Origin of the sequence: Methylomicrobium album BG8, assembly GCF_000214275.2 — a bacterium.
Classification (GTDB): domain Bacteria; phylum Pseudomonadota; class Gammaproteobacteria; order Methylococcales; family Methylomonadaceae; genus Methylomicrobium; species Methylomicrobium agile.
In genome coordinates this window covers 3,401,375-3,419,445 of the sequence record NZ_CM001475.1, presented here as the reverse complement: position 1 = coordinate 3,419,445, position 18,071 = coordinate 3,401,375, and the positions used below count along the sequence as shown (strand labels likewise).

The 18,071-nt window shown below is 55.8% G+C and carries 15 protein-coding genes; 14 read left to right on the top strand and 1 reads right to left on the bottom strand.

All coding sequences use genetic code 11. The features are described from left to right. The first annotated feature begins 240 nt into the window (after positions 1 to 240). From METAL_RS14775 to METAL_RS14720, 12 genes are all read left to right on the top strand, one after another. Entirely contained in the window at positions 241 to 1,596 is a 1,356-nt protein-coding gene (locus tag METAL_RS14775) for a Na(+)-translocating NADH-quinone reductase subunit A (RefSeq protein WP_005373522.1), read from the top strand. Next, complete coding sequence (locus METAL_RS14770) at positions 1,596 to 2,798, top strand: NADH:ubiquinone reductase (Na(+)-transporting) subunit B (protein ID WP_005373521.1); 1,203 nt, start codon at positions 1,596 to 1,598, stop codon at positions 2,796 to 2,798. The genes METAL_RS14775 and METAL_RS14770 overlap by 1 nt, the downstream gene beginning before the upstream one ends. Continuing rightward, the gene (locus METAL_RS14765; protein WP_005373520.1) at positions 2,791 to 3,726 is read left to right on the top strand and encodes a Na(+)-translocating NADH-quinone reductase subunit C; all 936 of its coding nucleotides are present in this window, start codon (positions 2,791 to 2,793) and stop codon (positions 3,724 to 3,726) included. Before METAL_RS14770 ends, METAL_RS14765 begins: the two co-directional genes overlap by 8 nt. Beyond that, on the top strand, positions 3,723 to 4,418 hold the full coding sequence (locus METAL_RS14760) for an NADH:ubiquinone reductase (Na(+)-transporting) subunit D (RefSeq protein ID WP_005373518.1): 696 nt from the start codon (positions 3,723 to 3,725) through the stop codon (positions 4,416 to 4,418). Before METAL_RS14765 ends, METAL_RS14760 begins: the two co-directional genes overlap by 4 nt. After that, positions 4,418 to 5,026, top strand: coding sequence for an NADH:ubiquinone reductase (Na(+)-transporting) subunit E (nqrE, locus tag METAL_RS14755; protein WP_005373516.1), 609 nt, complete (start codon positions 4,418 to 4,420; stop codon positions 5,024 to 5,026). Before METAL_RS14760 ends, nqrE begins: the two co-directional genes overlap by 1 nt. Before the next feature lie 10 nt (positions 5,027 to 5,036). After that, positions 5,037 to 6,257 (top strand): NADH:ubiquinone reductase (Na(+)-transporting) subunit F, encoded by a 1,221-nt coding sequence (gene nqrF / locus METAL_RS14750; RefSeq protein ID WP_005373514.1) that lies wholly within the window; start codon positions 5,037 to 5,039, stop codon positions 6,255 to 6,257. Between the two features lie 209 nt (positions 6,258 to 6,466). Next, entirely contained in the window at positions 6,467 to 6,793 is a 327-nt protein-coding gene (locus METAL_RS14745; protein ID WP_245549390.1) for a DUF2845 domain-containing protein, read from the top strand. A gap of 195 nt (positions 6,794 to 6,988) precedes the next feature. Next, positions 6,989 to 7,180, top strand: a complete 192-nt coding sequence (gene nqrM, locus METAL_RS14740; protein ID WP_005373512.1) for a (Na+)-NQR maturation NqrM — start codon at positions 6,989 to 6,991, stop codon at positions 7,178 to 7,180. Between the two features lie 116 nt (positions 7,181 to 7,296). Further along, entirely contained in the window at positions 7,297 to 7,662 is a 366-nt protein-coding gene (locus tag METAL_RS14735) for a CBS domain-containing protein (RefSeq protein WP_342633112.1), read from the top strand. Positions 7,663 to 7,676: 14 nt separating this feature from the next. Next, positions 7,677 to 9,158, top strand: coding sequence for an exodeoxyribonuclease I (sbcB, locus tag METAL_RS14730; protein ID WP_005373510.1), 1,482 nt, complete (start codon positions 7,677 to 7,679; stop codon positions 9,156 to 9,158). A 31-nt stretch (positions 9,159 to 9,189) separates the two neighbouring features. Further along, positions 9,190 to 10,749 carry an MBOAT family O-acyltransferase gene (locus METAL_RS14725; RefSeq protein WP_005373508.1) on the top strand — a complete coding sequence of 520 codons (1,560 nt, stop codon included), beginning with the start codon at positions 9,190 to 9,192 and terminating at the stop codon, positions 10,747 to 10,749. A 2-nt stretch (positions 10,750 to 10,751) separates the two neighbouring features. Next, complete coding sequence (locus METAL_RS14720; protein WP_005373506.1) at positions 10,752 to 11,927, top strand: hypothetical protein; 1,176 nt, start codon at positions 10,752 to 10,754, stop codon at positions 11,925 to 11,927. Between the two features lie 239 nt (positions 11,928 to 12,166). Here the strand turns inward: METAL_RS14720 and METAL_RS14715 are convergent, their stop codons facing one another. Then, positions 12,167 to 15,130 (bottom strand): ATP-binding protein, encoded by a 2,964-nt coding sequence (locus METAL_RS14715; RefSeq protein WP_005373504.1) that lies wholly within the window; start codon positions 15,128 to 15,130, stop codon positions 12,167 to 12,169. Between the two features lie 267 nt (positions 15,131 to 15,397). Between METAL_RS14715 and METAL_RS14710 the strand changes: the two genes are divergently transcribed. Continuing rightward, positions 15,398 to 15,778 carry a response regulator gene (locus tag METAL_RS14710; protein WP_005373502.1) on the top strand — a complete coding sequence of 127 codons (381 nt, stop codon included), beginning with the start codon at positions 15,398 to 15,400 and terminating at the stop codon, positions 15,776 to 15,778. Beyond that, a complete protein-coding gene (locus METAL_RS14705; RefSeq protein ID WP_005373501.1) occupies positions 15,765 to 17,981 on the top strand; it encodes a two-component system response regulator in 2,217 nt (738 codons plus the stop codon). The genes METAL_RS14710 and METAL_RS14705 overlap by 14 nt, the downstream gene beginning before the upstream one ends. The last annotated feature ends 90 nt before the right edge of the window (positions 17,982 to 18,071 follow it).

The window sequence follows — 18,071 nt, the reverse complement described above, 5'->3', positions numbered from 1 at the left end:
CGGTTTTTACCGCAATCGTCTTGTTTTGAACTGGCCAGTCTTTATGAATCAATGCCTTAACGGTTTTGTACGAAATAATCCAGTAAATCAAGGATTTCTGTAGAATTTGCCAGGTTGAGAAAAGTGCGGTTTTGTGATGTAATGGGATGATTTTTTACCATAGTGTCTCCGGATGTTTGATTGCGGTCGGAATAAGGGGGACAATTTCGCGGCTACTTGCTTGGAGAGTAGGTTTCAACTATGCAATTTACAATAAAGAAAGGTTTGGATCTGCCGATTACCGGCGGCCCCGAACAGGTAATCGAGAAGGGCAACGAAGTCAGAACCGTCGCCGTTCTGGGAACGGACTATGTCGGCATGAAGCCGACCATGTTGGTCGGCGAAGGGGACTCCATCAAGCTGGGCCAGATCATCTTTACCGACAAAAAAAATCCCGGCGTCAACTTTACCGCGCCCGGAGCCGGCACGGTCAAGGCGATCAACCGCGGCGCGAAGCGTGCACTGCAGTCGGTCGTGATCGAACTGGCCGGCGACGAGCAGGTTGCGTTCGCGCAATATCCGGAAACCGAACTGGCGGGCCTGAGCGACGAGCAGGTCAGAGAGAACCTGCTGCAATCCGGCTTGTGGACCACGCTCCGTACCCGCCCGTACGGCAAGATTCCGGCCGTCGACACGAAGCCCCGCTCGATCTTCGTGACGGCGATCGATACCAGTCCGCTGGCGGCCGATCCGGCCGTGATCATCAAGGATCGCAGCGCCGATTTCGTGAACGGCCTCACCGTCATTTCCAAGCTGACCGACGGCAAGGTCCATGTCTGCAAGAAGACCGGCGCGGATGTGCCGGTCGGCAATACGCCTTCGGTTCAGGTCTCCGAGTTTTCCGGTCCGCATCCGGCCGGCCTGCCGAGCACGCACATCCATTTCATCGATCCGGTCAATGCCGAAAAATTCGTATGGCATCTGGATTATCAGGCGGTGATCGCGATCGGCGCGCTGTTTACGAACGGTAAATTGAATGTCGAGAAAGTCGTTTCATTGGCCGGTCCTACGGTCAAGAATCCTCGTCTGATCCGGACCCGCGTTGGCGCGAATACCGATGACCTGGTCAAGGGCGAACTCGAAGACATCGAGAATCGCGTCATTTGCGGTTCGGTGCTGTATGGCCATCAGGCTTCCGAATGGGCGGCCTACCTGGGCTGCTACAGCAACCAGGTTTCCGTACTGCAGGAAGGCCGCGCCCGCGAACTGTTCGGCTGGATCGTTCCCGGCAAGGACAAATACTCGGCGCTGGACGTCTACATCCACAGCCGTCAAGACAGAAAATCGGGCCGGCTGTTCCCGTTGACGACCAATAAAAACGGCAGTAACCGTGCGATCGTGCCGGTCGGCATTTACGAAACCGTGATGCCGCTGGATATTCTGCCGACGCCGCTGGTGAAGTCGCTGATCGTCGGCGACACCGATAATGCCCAGTTGCTCGGCTGCCTGGAACTCGATGAAGAAGACATGGCGCTGCTGACGTTTGTCGATCCCGGCAAACACGACTTCGGCCCCGTGCTCAGAGCGAATTTAACTAAGATTGAGAAGGAAGGATAATGTCGGCTAGAGAGTTTTTAGATAAGTTAGAGCCACATTTTACAAAAGGCGGCAGGTTTGAAAAGTATTACGGCCTCTACGAGATGGTCGATACTTTCATTTACACGCCACCGACAGTAACGCGCGGCACGACCCATGTTCGCGACGGCAACGACTTGAAACGCACGATGACCTTCGTCGTCATCGCCACCGCTTTCTGTATCCTGATGGCATTGTACAACACCGGCTATCAGGCGAACTTGGCGATCAATGCGCTGGGAAGAGAGGGCGCCGAAGGCTGGCGCGGCGTAATCATGAGCCTGTTCGGCTATAACACGATGAATCCGCTGTCCAATCTGCTGCACGGCGCCTTGTATTTCTTTCCGATCTACATCGTGACCCTGGCGGTCGGCGGTGTGTGGGAAGTTTTGTTCGCGACCGTGCGCGGCCATGAAGTCAACGAAGGCTTTTTGGTTTCCTCGATGCTGTATGCCCTGATCCTGCCGCCCGACATGCCGTTGTGGCAAGTCGCGCTCGGCATTTCGTTCGGTATCGTAATCGGCAAGGAAGTGTTCGGCGGTACCGGCAAGAATTTTCTGAATCCTGCATTGACCGGTCGCGCCTTCCTGTATTTCGCGTATCCGGCTTCGATCTCGGGCGATTCGGTCTGGGTTGCGGTCGACGGTTATACCGCCGCGACCCCGCTGGGTCTGGCTGCGAACGGCGGTATGGAAGCGGTCTATAAAGCCAATTATACCTGGATGCAAACGTTCTTCGGCTTTGAGCCGGGTTGTCTTGGCGAGACCTCGACGTTGGCGATCCTGATCGGCGCAGCCTTCCTGCTGTGGACGCGCGTCGCATCCTACAGGATCATGGCCGGCGTATTCCTGGGCATGGTGGCGACCTCGTCTCTGCTCAATTTTATCGGCAGCAACACCAATCCGATGTTTACTATGCCCTGGTACTGGCATTTGACCACCGGCGGCTTCGCTTTCGGCATGGTGTATATGGCGACCGATCCGGTTTCCGCGGCGATGACCGACGCCGGCCGCTGGATTTTCGGCGTATTGGTCGGCTTCATGACCGTAGTGGTGCGTGTCATCAATCCGGCTTTTCCGGAAGGCATCATGCTGGCGATTCTGTTCTCGAACATGTTTGCGCCGACGATCGACTATTTCGTAATTCAGGCCAATATCAGAAGAAGGATCAAACGCCATGCCTAATCAACAAAAGCCATGCAAACATCTGGAAAAGGTTTGCAATAAGCTGAATGAATACGAGTCTTATCGTAAGTTTTTAATTTATAAAGATAAAATTCTGGCGATGGGCAACGATAGTCTGGAGAAGACTATCGCGATCGCACTGTCGCTGTGCTTTGTCTGCGCGATTTTAGTGTCGTTCTCGGCGGTCGCGCTGAAGCCGTTCCAGATCTATAACAAGGATCTGGACATGAAGAAAAACATCCTCGACGTCGCCGGCCTGCTCGAAGAGGGCATGGATATCGACAAGGCATTCGCGGATAAGATCGAAGCGAAAGTCGTCGACCTGGAAACCGGCGATTATGTCGAAAACATCGACGCGAATGCTTACGATCAACGCAAGGCTGCGAAAGATCCGGCGCAAAGCGTCGCGATTCCGAAGGAGAAAGATATTGCGCATATCCGCGTCAAGGCAAAACTGGCCAAAGTCTTTTTGGTCAAGGAAGGCGGTACGCTGAAATCGGTCATCCTGCCGGTCAGCGGTTATGGTTTGTGGTCGACCCTGTACGGCTTCTTGTCGTTGGATCCGGACGGCCAAACGGTGCAAAGCATCAACTTTTATGACCAGGCAGAAACGCCGGGCCTGGGCGGCGAAGTGGTGAACCCGAATTGGCGCGCACTGTGGAAAGGCAAAAAGGTCTATGCGGTGACCAATCAGCCGTCGATGGAAAAAGGTCTGATTGCCGAAGCCGATGTCGGCGAGCCGGCGTTGAGCCTGATCAAAGGCACCGTCGATCCGAGCAAGCCGGGTTCCGAATATCAGGTTGACGGTTTGGCGGGGGCGACCCTGACAAGTACCGGCGTGACCAATCTGGTCAGGTACTGGATGAGCCAAGAAGGCTTTGCGAAGTACCTGAGCAAAGTGAGAGTGAATCAAGGGGCAAAATCATGAGTGCAGTATTAGATAAAGTCGGACTCAATTCCGAAACTCAAAAAGTGGTGACCACGCCGCTGGTCGAAAACAACCCGATCACTTTACAGGTCCTGGGGATCTGTTCGGCGCTGGCGGTCACTTCGAAAATGTCGACCTCGCTGATCATGGCGCTGGCCTTGACGCTGGTCACCGCGTTTTCGAGCGCGGCGATCAGCGCGATCCGGAACCATATTCCGAGCAGCATCCGGATCATCGTGCAAATGACGATCATCGCATCGCTCGTGATCGTGGTCGATCAGTTATTGAAAGCGTTTGCGTTCGATGTCAGCAAGCAGCTGTCGGTTTTCGTCGGCCTGATCATCACGAACTGTATCGTGATGGGCCGTGCCGAAGGTTATGCGATGAAGAATCCGCCGCTCGAAAGCTTTTGGGACGGCATCGGCAACGGCCTGGGCTATAGCCTGATCCTGGTCACCGTCGCGTTTTTCCGCGAAACCCTGGGTTCCGGCAAGCTGCTCGGTTTTGAAGTGCTCAAATTGACCAAAGACGGCGGCTGGTACGATCCAAACGGCCTCATGCTGCTGCCGCCCAGCGCGTTCTTCATCATCGGCCTGATCATCTGGGGCGTGCGCCAAGCGAAGCCGAACCAGCGCGAAACGGTCGATTACAAAATCATGTCGATAGCTCACGGTGAAGGAGGGCACCACTAATGGAAGCGTATATCAGTTTATTTATCAAATCGGTTTTCATTGAAAACCTGGCGCTGTCCTTCTTTCTGGGTATGTGCACCTTTATCGCGGTGTCGAAGAAAATTTCGACTGCGATAGGTCTCGGCGTCGCGGTGATGATCGTACAGGCGATCACCGTGCCGGCCAACAACCTGGTTTATCATGCGGTATTGAAGGAAAACGCCTTGGCTTCCATCGGAATCAACGGCGTTGATCTGAGCTTTTTGGCCTTATTGAGCTGTATTGGAATCATCGCGGGCCTGGTACAGATTCTCGAAATGATTCTGGATAAGTTTTTTCCGGCCCTTTACCATGCGCTGGGCGTGTTTTTGCCGTTGATTACGGTCAACTGCGCGATTCTGGGCGGCAGTTTGTTCATGATCGAGCGCGACTACAACTTCGGCGAAAGCGTGACCTACGGTGTCGGTAGCGGTCTGGGCTGGGCATTGGCGATTACGGTCATGGCCGGCGTGCGCGAAAAGCTCAAATACAGTGATATTCCCGCCGGTTTGCAGGGCCTGGGCATCACTTTCATTACTGCGGGTCTGATGTCTCTCGGCTTCATGGCTTTCTCCGGAATCCAACTGTAAGGGTAATCGAATGCTGGATATTTTATTAGGGATTTTCATCTTTACGGCGCTGGTGATTGCGCTCGTATTCATGATTCTCGGCGCAAAACGAAAACTGGTGGCCGAAGGCGATGTTGAGATCCTGATCAATGATGAAAAGAAAATTCATGTGCCGGTCGGCGCCAAATTACTGACCGCGCTGGCGGACAATGGTTTGTTCGTGTCCTCGGCCTGCGGCGGCGGCGGAACCTGCGGTCAGTGCAAGGTCATAGTCAAATCCGGTGGCGGCGAAATCCTGCCGACCGAATTGACCCATATCACCAAGCGCGAAGCGGCCTGCGGCGAACGTCTCTCCTGCCAGGTCAGCGTCAAGCACGACATGGACATCGAAGTCGAAGATTCGGTTTTTGGTGTCAAAAAATGGGAGTGTACGGTCAAATCGAACGATAACGTTGCGACTTTCATTAAGGAACTGGTGCTGGAGTTGCCGCCCGGTGAATCGATCAATTATCGCGCCGGCGGTTATATTCAGATCGAATGTCCGCCGCATGTGGTCAATTATAAGGACTACGATATCGAAGAACGTTTCCATGAAGATTGGGATAAATATAATCTGTGGCGCTATGTCTCCGACGTGAAGGAGCCGGTCCTGCGCGCCTATTCAATGGCGAGCTACCCGGAAGAAAAAGAAATCATGCTGAACGTGCGTATCGCGACCCCTCCGCCAAGAGCGGACGAAAGCGTGCCCCCGGGCAAGATGTCTTCGTACATCTTCAGTTTGGAACCGGGCGACAAATGTATCATATCGGGACCTTATGGCGAATTCTTCGCGAAGGATACCGATGCCGACATGGTCTTCGTCGGCGGCGGCGCGGGGATGGCGCCGATGCGTTCGCACATCTTCGACCAATTGCGCCGGCTGAAATCGAAACGCAAGATGACGTTCTGGTACGGCGCGCGCAGCAAGCGCGAAATGTTCTATGTGGAAGATTTCGACATGCTCGCGAGAGAAAATCCCAATTTCACCTGGCATGTCGCCTTGTCCGATCCATTGCCGGAAGACAACTGGACCGGTTATACCGGCTTCATTCATAACGTGCTGTATGAAAACTATCTGAAAAATCATCCGGCACCGGAAGACTGCGAGTTCTATATGTGCGGTCCGCCGATGATGAACGCAGCGGTGATCAAGATGCTGCTCGATATCGGTGTCGAGCCGGAAAACATCATGCTCGACGATTTCGGCGGCTAAAGACCTGCCGGCCCTCTTCCGCGCACGACCTGTCTTGCGGAGGAGGGCTTCGCTGTTTTTAACGCTTTCCCGAAAACCATCGCTACAAGAATGTATGCGTCAGCCGCTCATTCCTTTTATCCTTATCGGAGTCGTTTGGTGCTATGTTCATGACTGATTGGCTTTCCTCTGCAAATGAATCATCTCAAGCAAAACGGAAGCGATTGCGTTTGAATCTGCTCTTGATGATCTTGCTGACGTATGCCGGTACCGCATTCGGCATTTCCACGATGCGCTGCGGCCACAATCTGATCGAGCTTCAGGACGATAAATACACTGTGCTGGAAATCTGCGGCGAGCCGGAATACATCTCCTACCGGACCAAGATTGTCGGCAGTATCCTGCACCATCCCCGCCGTACTCTCGATATTCAACAGTTCGAGGAGGTCCAGGTCGAAGAATGGGTCTATAATTTCGGGAGAAACCGGATCAAACAATTACTTCGTTTCGAGAATGGGATACTGGTAGAAATATCGGATCTGCAGCGGGGGCGATAAAAAATGAAGGAGAAGCTTTCGACCGCTTTCGAAAATCTCCGCCGAGAATAAACTTTTGGGCTTGTTACCGGTCCTTTGATTGACCGATTTATTTTGATGGCGGCAAACTCCGGTAAAGGGTATTATTCGTCCAATACAATCTTGAGATTGTCCGTTCCTGAAAAACGGGATTTTTTTCTTTCTTAGAGATTTATCATGACTTATTTTTTAGTGACATTTGCGATCATGCTCGCAGTAATCGTCTTGATGGCGATCGGCGTGATGTTCGGACGGCGCGCGATTAAAGGTTCGTGCGGCGGATTGAATTCCGGCTCATGCGTCTGTGTTGAGAAATGCGATAAAAGAAAAAAACTCGAGGCCGAACAAGCGTCGCTGCAGCAGCCTTAACTCTTAATTTATACAAAGCGTCGGTATTGGTCTCGGTTCGGTAACTGCTTTAATTGATAACAATTTAATGCGTTAAGGAGTTTGTTATGCTGAATAAAATATCAACAGCAGACTATATGACCAAACACTTAGTCACATTGACGCAGGATCACAGTGTCATCGATGCGATAAAGATCATGCTCGGCCATAAGATCACGTGTGCGCCCGTTCTCGATGATAAAGGCCAACTGCTGGGCATGTTTTCCGAAATGGACGGCATGAAGGCGTTTCTGGACACGGTCTATAATCAGGGCATGAGCGGTAAAGTCTGCGATTACATGACCAGAAACCCGATTACCGTGAATGCCGATATCAGTATCGTCGATCTGGCCGAGAAATTCATGAAATTGTCGGTCAGAAGTTTTCCCGTGTACGAAGACGGCGAACTGGTCGGGATCATCAGCCGGACCGATCTGTTCAAAGCGCTTGCCGCGACGCAATAACCCAGTCGTAGGTTGTGACGGATCACTCGCTTTATTGGCACGACTACGAAACGTTCGGTACGGACGCGCGTCGGGACCGTCCCGTCCAGTTTGCGGGCGTCCGTACCGATCTGCAATTCAATCCGATCGGCGAGCCGCTGGTCGTTTATCTGAAGCCGGCGGACGATTGCCTGCCGCACCCCGATGCCTGCTTGATTACCGGCATCACCCCGCAACTGGCCGAACAGAAAGGCGTCTGCGAAGCCGAATTCATTCGTTTGATTCATCGGGAAATCTCGACGCCGAACACCTGCGCCTTGGGCTACAACACGCTGCGCTTCGATGACGAGGTCACGCGCAATTGCCTTTACCGCAATTTTTACGATCCCTATGCGCGCGAGTGGCAACACGGGAACAGCCGCTGGGATCTGATCGATGTGGTCAGGGCGGCGCGCGCGTTGCGTCCGGACGGGCTCGCATGGCCGTTCAATGACGACGGCACGCCGACGTTGCGCCTCGACCGCCTGACCGTAGCCAACGGGCTTGTGCATGAAGCTGCGCACGACGCCTTGTCCGATGTCAAGGCGACGATTGCGCTCGCGCAGCTGCTCAGCCGGGCGCAGCCGAAACTGTACCCGTTCCTGTTTCGGCATCGCGTCAAGGCCGAAGCGCTGAAACTGCTGCAAATCGGCAGCTTCGAGCCGGTCGTCCATGTTTCGGGGAAATATCCTGCTTCTCGCCATTGTCTGGCGGTCGTGCTGCCGGTTGCCTGGCACCCCTCTAACGGCAACGGTGTGATCGTTTACGACGTATCGATCGATCCCGGACCGATGCTCGAATTGTCTGCCGCGGAAATCCGCCGGCGTATTTTTACCGCGGCGGAAGATTTACCCGAAGGGGAGACAAGAATTCCGCTCAAGACCGTTCATTTGAACAAATGTCCGGTGCTGGCGCCGGTGTCGGTCATTCGCGGGCAGGACGCCGAGCGCTTGGCGATCGATCTGGCCGCGTGCCGAGCGCATATTGCCAAAATCAAAGCCGCCGCCGGGCTGGCGGAAAAAATCGTGCAGGTGTTCGATGCGGAGAACGATTTCGAGACCGAGACCGACCCCGATCTGGCGATTTACCAGGGCGGTTTTTTTACGGATGAAGACAAGCGCAAAATGGCCAAGCTTCGTTCGATGTCGCCCGGCCAACTCGCCGAGACGACATTGACGTTTACCGACAGGCGCCTCTCCGAAATGCTGTTCCGTTACCGCGCGAGAAATTATCCGGACTCGCTGAACGCCGAAGAAACGGCGCGCTGGCAGCAGTTCTGCGCCGACCGCCTGAGCGGCCGCATACCGGGCGCCGGGATCACGTTCGACCGGTATTTTGCCCGTCTCGAAGCGCTGAGAAATGACGTGTCGGCCGATCGATCGATCGTCGCCGCCCTCCAATCCTATGCGCTTCAAAAAATGCGGCGTTTGGGCATCGAGCGCAGTCGGGCCGATCTGCCGGCCGCTTTGCCGGTTTAGCGGTCCGCCGGTTTGCCGAAGAGTTTACAGCGTGCTTTTCAATTCCTATGCGTTTATTTTCGGATTTCTTCCGATCACGTTGATTTTATTTTTCCTGATCGGAAAGCGCAGTCAATTTCTGGCCGCCGCCTGGCTGACGCTCGCTTCCCTGGCGTTTTACGGCTGGTGGAACCCGAACTACCTTTTGCTGTTGTTGCTTTCGATCGGCTTCAACTTCCGGATCGGCAAACAGATCGCCCTGATGAAACTCCGTTCTTCCAGATGGACCAAAGCGGTCTTCATACTCGGCGTTGCGGTTAACCTCGGCTTGCTCGGCTACTATAAATATCTTGGGTTTCTGATCGGCAACCTGAATCATTTCGTCGAGCGGTCGTTGCCGGTTCCCGAGATCGTGCTGCCGCTCGGCATCTCGTTCTTCACGTTCACCCAGTTGGCTTTTCTCGCCGACGCTTACCAGGGCCATGCGAAAGAATTCCGCCCTGTGCATTACGCTTTGTTCGTGACTTATTTCCCGCATTTGATCGCCGGGCCGGTGCTGCACCACAAGGAGATGATGTCGCAATTCGCCAAGCCCGCCATCTACCGGATCGATTGGGAAAATCTGGCGGTCGGCTTGTCGGTTTTTTTCATCGGCCTGTTCAAGAAGATGTTGCTTGCGGACGAGATGGCGCAGTATGCCCGGCCCGCGTTCGATGCGGCGGCCGAAGGAGAGGCATTGGGAATGCTCGACGCCTGGGGCGGGGCCTTGGCGTACAGTTTCCAGCTTTATTTCGATTTTTCCGCCTATTCGGACATGGCGATCGGCATCTCGCTCCTGTTCGGGATCAAGCTGCCGCTGAATTTCGATTCGCCGTACAAGGCCGCCAGCATCATCGATTTCTGGCGGCGCTGGCATATGACCCTGTCGCGCTTCCTGCGCGATTACCTTTACATTCCGCTGGGCGGAAACCGGCGCGGGCCGTTCCGACGGTATCTGAACCTGTTGGTCACGATGGTGCTCGGCGGCGCTTGGCATGGGGCGAACTGGACCTACATTCTGTGGGGCGCTCTGCACGGCCTGTACCTGGTCGTCAACCACCAGTGGCAGAGCAGCGTCTTGCGCCGGTGGGTGACGGCTTGCGTGCCCGCGCCGGTGTACCACAAAATCGCATTGCTGACGACTTTTCTCGCCGTCGTGGTGGCGTGGGTGTTTTTCCGCGCCGAGAATGTCGATGCGGCGCGGCTCCTGCTGGAAGGCATGGCCGGACAGCACGGCGTCGCACTGCCTTTGAAATGGCGGCAGGGGATGGGGGGAGCGGCCGAAATCCTGGCTCGGCACGGCATCGAGTTCCGCAACACCGACACCTTCAACGCCGCCAAGGCGCCGGTCCGGATTCTGATTTGCCTGGGCATCGTCTGGTTTCTTCCGAATACCCAGCAAATCATGGCGCGCTATCGTCCCGCGCTGGGCCTGGACGTTCCCGGCGAAATCCCGCAAGTCTGGTGGCATTGGCGGCCCAGCGGCGCATGGCTGGGCTTCGCCGTGACCGCCGCGACGCTCGGCATCCTGTCGCTGAACGAGATCAGCGAGTTCATCTATTTCCAATTCTGATAATGCGGCCGAAACGTTTTGCCCTGTCGCTGCTGATCGGCATCGGCCTGATTCTCGCCGCGGTCGCCGCACTCAACCGGATGGTGGATCCTTTCTGGTATTACCGCGATTTCGAGATCGACGGCCTGAACAAGGTCAAAACCAAAATGCGGCGTTTCGAACGCCATGTGAAGCCGATGGTCGTCGCGCGGGAGCAGCCGGAGGCGTTGATTTTCGGCAGTTCGTTCGCGGAAATCGGTTTCGACCCGACCCATGCCGGATTTACCGGCGGCGGCAAATTGGCCGGCTACAATTTCGGGATTGCCGGCGCGGATTGGGGGCGGGTGCTTTGCTATTTCGATTATGCGGTTGCTGCGACCGGAATGAAGCGGGCCTTCATCGGAATCACGCCGGGCGCCATGCCGCGCGTCGACTGCAAAGGCCGGTTGCCCGAAATCGACGGGTTTTCGGAAAGCAAATTGCTGTTGTCCCTGAAAGCGGTCTCCGCCTCGATCGGCACGATCAGGGAGCAGCGCAAGAACAGCCCGAGCCATACCCGCGAAGGCATGTATTATTACATCCGGGGCTTGCCGGGCGTGGAAGGCCAATTCCGCCAGTTTTTCGGCGAGCGGCTGAAAAAACAGCATTGCGACCTGACCTCCTTGCAACAGTCCGTGCCCGCGCCGCCCATACTGGACGCGGCCTTGCCCGGTGCCGATCCGGGACTCGATCTGGAAGGCTTGCGGCATATCGTCCGCCTCGCAAAACGGAAAGGCATCGAACTGACTTTGCTCGCCTACCCAAAACATGCGCTTTGGCTGGAGTTCGACGCGGTGTGCGGCGCCTACAAAGCTTATTGGTCGGGGCTCACCGCGGTCGCCGCGCTTCTCGAAGAGGAGGGCGGCCGTGCGGCGCTGTGGGAGTTTAGCCGCTACAACGGGATTACCGGCGAGCCAATCACTCAAAACAGCGCCGTTTATTGGCAGGATCCCGAACATTTCAATTACGAGTTCGGGAATCGGATTTTCGATGCGATTTATAAGCATCGGGACGAGGATCATCTCGGCAGCCGGATCACCTCAGGGAATATCTCGCGGGTTTACCGAAGCTATCTTGACAACAGAATTTCTTATCTCGGCTCCCATCCGGAGATTCTGGCGGCGCTGCGGAAGCAGCTGCTGTTGCCGGGGCGCGATTGACGGCGGTTTGCAAGCCGGGGCCTGGATTCCTCCATGCTGGCTCGTAGGCCGGATAAGCGAAGCGCATCCGGCGATCATAGAGTGGATGCGCTTCGCTTATCCGGCCTACGAGATATCTTGACTTGACGGCAAGAGGGGGACTTATTCGGAGTTTCCTTAAGCGCAAAATAGGCTGACGAGGGGCGTTCCGGCGGATTGGTCGTGACTGCGATTTTTTCGCTTCGAGAATGCCTCGGCCGTTATTTCGCTCCCAGATGGTCGGAAATCTTCAGGGTGAAACAGCTTCCGGTCCCCGGCGTGCTGACGACGCTGACATCTCCCGAGAGCAAATCGACCGCAATTTTTCGCGTCAGATACAATCCCAAGCCGGTACCCGAGGTTCTTAAGCGCAAAAAAGAGTCCAGGCGCTCGAAAGGAATGAATAGCTTCTGCATCTGCTCCGTTTCGATGCCGATGCCGGTATCCCTGATCTCGATCGATACCTTTCCGTCGGCCGCGCGCGCGGAAATCGCGACACTGCCTTGTTCGGTGTATTTGATCGCGTTGCTCAACAAGTTGATGACGCACTGCAGCACCCGTTTTTGGTCGGAATGGACAGGAAAAGGCTCGGCATCCATCGTCAGCACTAAGCCTTTTTCCTGCGCCTGAGCCTTTACCGTATCGGTTGCCTGGGAGACGAGGGCGTGCAGGTCGAAATCGCTCGGAAAGACATCGATGCGTCCGGCTTCGATCTTGGAAATATCGATGATGTCGGTGATCAGGTCGAGCAGATGCCGTGCAGACCGGGCGACGCGGCTCAATTGATCGCGCTGGCGTTCGTTCAGGTCGCCGGACAAGCCTTGCAATAAAATGCCGGTGAAGCCGATGATCGCATTGAGCGGCGTGCGCAGTTCATGCGACATGGTGGCGATGAACATCGATTTGGTGCGGTCGGCCGATACGGCGGCTTCCTTGGCTTGAAGCAGTTGCCTTTCTATTTCCTTTTGCTGGGACATGTCGGTAACGATATTGGCGACGTATTGTGGGTTGCCGCCTTCATCGCATACCGCAAAGAAGTTGTCGAGCGTCGGGATGCGTTTTCCGTGGCTCTTGCCCAGTTCGAGTTCGCCGATCCATTGGCCGTGGCCGAGCAGTTTCGGCAGGACTTCGGAGCTGAGCCTGCGGGCGGCCTCTTCGGTGTAATAGTCGGTCAATACTTTGGAAGGATCGAAAGGAATCCCGAGCGAAGCCAGCGTTTTTTTCAGGGCAGGATTCATATAGATGACTTCGCCCTGCATTTTGGCCATCCCCATGCCCTGGCCGGCGCTTTCCGAAAACCAGCGGAATGCCCGCAGCGTTTCTTCGGTTTGTTTCAGTTGGGTAATGTCGACATGGCAGCCCAGAATGCGGGTGGGCCGCCCCTCCTGATCCCAGGCGACCGCTTCGCCGCGCGAACGGATCCAGAGATAGGAACCGTTTTTGTGCCGTAAACGGAATTCCGATTCATAGGCGGATTTTTTCCTTTCGATATATTCGAAGTTGTCCGCAATGGCGCGATCCTTGTCCTCCGGGTGCAGCCGGCTTTCCCATTCCAGATAATGCCCTGCTATTTCATGGTCTTCGTAGCCGATCTGGCGTTTGTATTCGGGAGTAAACATGACGCTGTCATCCACGATATTCCAGTCCCATACGCCGATATCCGCCGCTTTCGTCGCCAGGCGCAAACGCAGTTCGCTTTCCCTCAAAGTGGCTTCGGCCTGCCGGCGGTCGGCCGCTTCCGCAAGCAACTCGGCGTTCAATTTGATCAGTTCGACAGTGCGTTCCCTGACCTTGGCTTCCAGTTCCAGATTGGCGGCGCGCAGTTTGTCTTCGGCTTCTTTTCTTTTGACGACTTCGAAGGCGAGGGAGGCGAGGTCGGCAATCGAACCGGCGAAGTTTTGTTCGTCCAGCGTCCAATGCCTTTTTGTCCCTACATGCTCATGACAGATGACGCCGATCATTTCGTTGCCGAACTGGATGGGGGCGTCCAGCAGGGAGGTAATGCTGAATTGAGGCAGGTAATGGTCGCGGAACTCCTGCGTGACCGGATCTGCGAACGTATCGTCGACCGCGATATTGCGGGCGCCCAGCAAGGCGGCGAAATAGGAAGGATAGTCGGCGGTCGACAGCTTCCCGCCGGAAAGGTGGCGGTTGCTGCCCAGTTCGTAAAGGTCGGCGCAGCAAAGCGCGGTACGGTCGTCGTTGAACAGCCAGATGCTCGCCCGTTCGACTTCCAGCGTCGCCGCGGACGTTTCGGTCATGATTTTCAGCGTGGCGTAAAGATCGCCGGAACTGATCGAATCGCCGAGCGCGATGCGGGACAGTGCGAGATTTTGCCTTTTCAGCCGTTTTTCGTTGCTCCGCAGGGCATTTTGCTCGCGGCGGTGCACTTCCAGATAGTCGGCCAGAATCAACGTCAGCGTTATTCCTGCCAGCAATACGTTCCAGGACAACCAGTTGCGGGACAGCCCGGAATAAGCCGCAACGGATGCCTTGACCGGCGCGGAATGGCTCTGCGTCAGGCGGGTTTCGAATTGATGGACGATAAAAAATCCGCACATTGTCAGGCCGATGCAGGGCGCGACGAGCGGAAACAGCAGTCCTCTGCGGCTTTCCTTCCGGTTCCAGACCAGCAGCAGCGGCGTCATGACAAGCATGCCCGCCGCATCCCCAACCCACCAGGTGAACGCCGCTTCGGAATAATGCCCGAAGTCCATTTGCCGCGACAGCAACAGGCCGAGGCAACCGGCGGCGGCGCCGACGGTCCCGGAGCCGAAGCAGATCAGAGTAAAACGTTTGATATCCCGCAACGTTTCCGGCGCCAGTCCGGAAAAGCTGAGTTTGAACAGATAGCCGGCAAGGGCGAATTCAAGCATCGAGCCGAACGCCATGATGGCCGCTCCCGAAACGGCCGGCATCGCCATGCCGCCCTGCTGGCTTAAATAGAGCAGGTTATAGGCGAACGATCCGAGCCCTGCGCCGATGACGAGCCGGTAACCGCAAACCAGCACGGCGGCAAGCGAAATTCCCGACGCCGGCCAAATAGCCATCGCGTTGCCGGCAAATTCGGAGGCATTGAAAGCGGCAAGCCGGGCGGCCAGATAATAAACCAGCGCCATCAGCAAAATGGCGCCCGTCTCTCTGACTAAAGGCTGGGTCGGCAAAACTTTGCGAAGAGACAACATGATCGGCTTTTAGCGGGTTCCGGCGGAAAGGGGGCACGTTGAAAGCAAATGCCTCGACAGGAAAGCGGGTTTCTCCGAAGCCTTGAACAAACCCTGCTGGATTCTATTCTTGAATCGGCAAAACTACAAGGCGGGAATCGGGCGATAATAAGGCATAATCCGACAAGACGAGGCGGATAAACCACTATCCTTCCGGTTAATTCGCAATTTTTGAGGGCAGGTGCTACACTTGCCGCATATTCAGTATTGCGGCGGCGGGAGATGGGAATGGCCTCGGTTCTGGTTATTGAGGACAATGAAGATAATCTGGAATTGATCCGGTTCATTCTTGAGGCGCACGGTTACCGTGTCGACCATGCCGCTTCCGGCCTTGAAGGCGTTGCACGCGCGTTGACGCTGATTCCAGACTTCATTCTGCTCGATATTCAGCTTCCCGACATCGACGGCGAGGAAGTGCTCAGGCGCATTCGCGAGCAGGAGGCCGGCCGGCACATTCCGATCATCGCGGTGACTTCCTATGCCATGTCCGGCGACCGGGAACGTTTGCTGGCGGCCGGATGCAACGGTTATATCGAGAAACCCATCGATCCTTATACGATCATCGGGCAGATCATGATGGTTGTTAGCCAGTCCTATGATAAATCATGAATCGATTGTATTGATCGCGGAAGACGAGGAGAACTCCCGCGTATTGCTGGAGAATACCCTGTCGGCGGTCGGTTATCGGGTGCTTTCCGCGTCGAATGGGCAAGAGGCGATCGCTCTGGCGAAAACCTGCACGCCCGACATTATCGTGTCCGACATTCTGATGCCGGTCATGGACGGCTACGCGCTTTGCCGTTGCATCAAAAAGGATGAGGCCCTCAAACAGGTGCCGTTCATTTTCTATACGGCCACTTATACGGATCGCGAAGACGAAGTCCTGGCGCTGTCGCTGGGAGCCGACCGGTTTATCGTAAAACCGGTCGAAATGCAGGAACTGCTCCGGATCATGGAAGAAACGATCGAATCTTCTTCCAAAGGCAAAGCGTCGGTGCGCGAGCCCCAGCTGCCGGACGAGCAACTCGAACAGATGCATAACGAACGGTTGCAGTCCAAACTCAATAATAAACTGGCCGAACTGGATAGCGAGCGCAAGCGCCTGCTGGAGAGCGAACAACGCTTCCGCGATTATGCGGAAGCCTCTTCGGACTGGTTTTGGGAGTCGGATCGCGATATGGTGATCACCAAGATAACCAGCGGCCCGCCGGAGCTTTTGTTTTTCGGATTGTCCGGGCTGGCGAAGCGGATCGAATGCGCTACGGACCCGGTCGACGATCCCCATCAGGGCTATCTGGAGTCCTTGCGGCAGAAGAAAGCGTTTCAGGATGTGATCCTGGAATTCGAAGGCAGCAATCAGCGCTTGCTGACCATCCGTTTTTCGGGAAAACCGTATTATGACAGTCACGGCGAATTTCAAGGCTACCGCGGCGTGGGCCGCGACATGACCGAAACGGTCGCGCTGATCCATCAAATCGAATATCTCGCCACTCACGACGAACTGACCGGCCTGCCGAACCGCTCGCATTTCTGGGAGTGTTTGAACCTGGCCTTGAGCCGCGCCCGGCTCAACGTGTGCCGGCTGAGCCTGCTGTTCATCGATGTCGATCATTTTAAACGCATCAACGACACGTTGGGACACGATGCCGGCGATCAGTTGCTGCAGGAGATCGCGGCCCGGATTCGGCGAACGATCCGGGAGCATGACACCATTGCCCGCATCGGCAGCGACGAGTTCGTTCTGCTGATCGAAGAAGAATATCCCAGCGGCGCCCACCGGGTGGCGCTCGATATTCTGAAGCAATTCGAAGCGCCGATACTGGTGCGCGAACAGCGAATTTTCGTGACGGTCAGCATCGGGCTCAGCGTCTATCCCGACGATACGCAGCAGGCGAAGATGCTGCTTTCCTACGCGGATCTCGCCATGTACCGCGCCAAGGAACAAGGCCGCAACAGCTTCCAGTACTTTACCGACGAACTGAATCTGGCGGCGCACGAATGGCTGTCGATCGAAAACGGTTTGCATCAGGCGCTGGAACGGAACGAGCTGTTCCTGCTTTACCAGCCGCAAATCGACCTCAAGAGCCGGCGTCTCATCGGCGTGGAAGCATTGATCCGGTGGCGGCATCCGGAGCGGGGGCTGATCATGCCGGATAAATTCATTCCGATTGCTGAACAATCCGGCCTGATCGTGAACCTCGGGCGATGGTGTCTGGACACCGCATGCCGGCAAATACGCGCTTGGGACAGCGAAAATTTTTACGTGCCGCGCGTAGCGGTCAATATTTCCGCCCGGCATGTGCGCAACAGCCGAATTTCCGAAGATGTGTGTGCGGCGCTAGCCGCTCACGGCGTCGAACCGGGCAGGATCGGCATCGAAATCACCGAGCATACCCTGCTTGAGAATGTCGATACCATCAGCCATACGCTGAACGACATGCATCGGCGCGGCACCTATCTGGCGCTGGACGATTTCGGTACCGGTTATTCCTCGCTGGGCTATCTCAAACTTTTACCCGTGGACGAACTCAAGATCGATCGCAGCTTCATCCGCGGCGTTGCTGAGCGGGACGACGACATCGCCATCGTCAAGGCCGTGATAGCGCTCGGCAAAACCCTCGGCAAGAAAGTGCTTGCCGAGGGCGTGGAAAATTTCGAGCAAGCCGGCGTACTGGAGGCACTGGGCTGCGACGCCATTCAGGGTTATCTGGTCGCCAAGCCTCTGTCCTCGGTAGAGGTGAAGTCGTGGACTGCACCGCCGCTGCCTTTCGAAGAACCCGGGCAAGCCGGCACTGTCATCGATACGGCCTGAGGCCGGCAGCGTACACCACGCGCTGACGCCGCCGCTGTCTTTTCAATAAAATCCGCTTCGTCCTGACTGATTCGATATAATGGGCGCCTT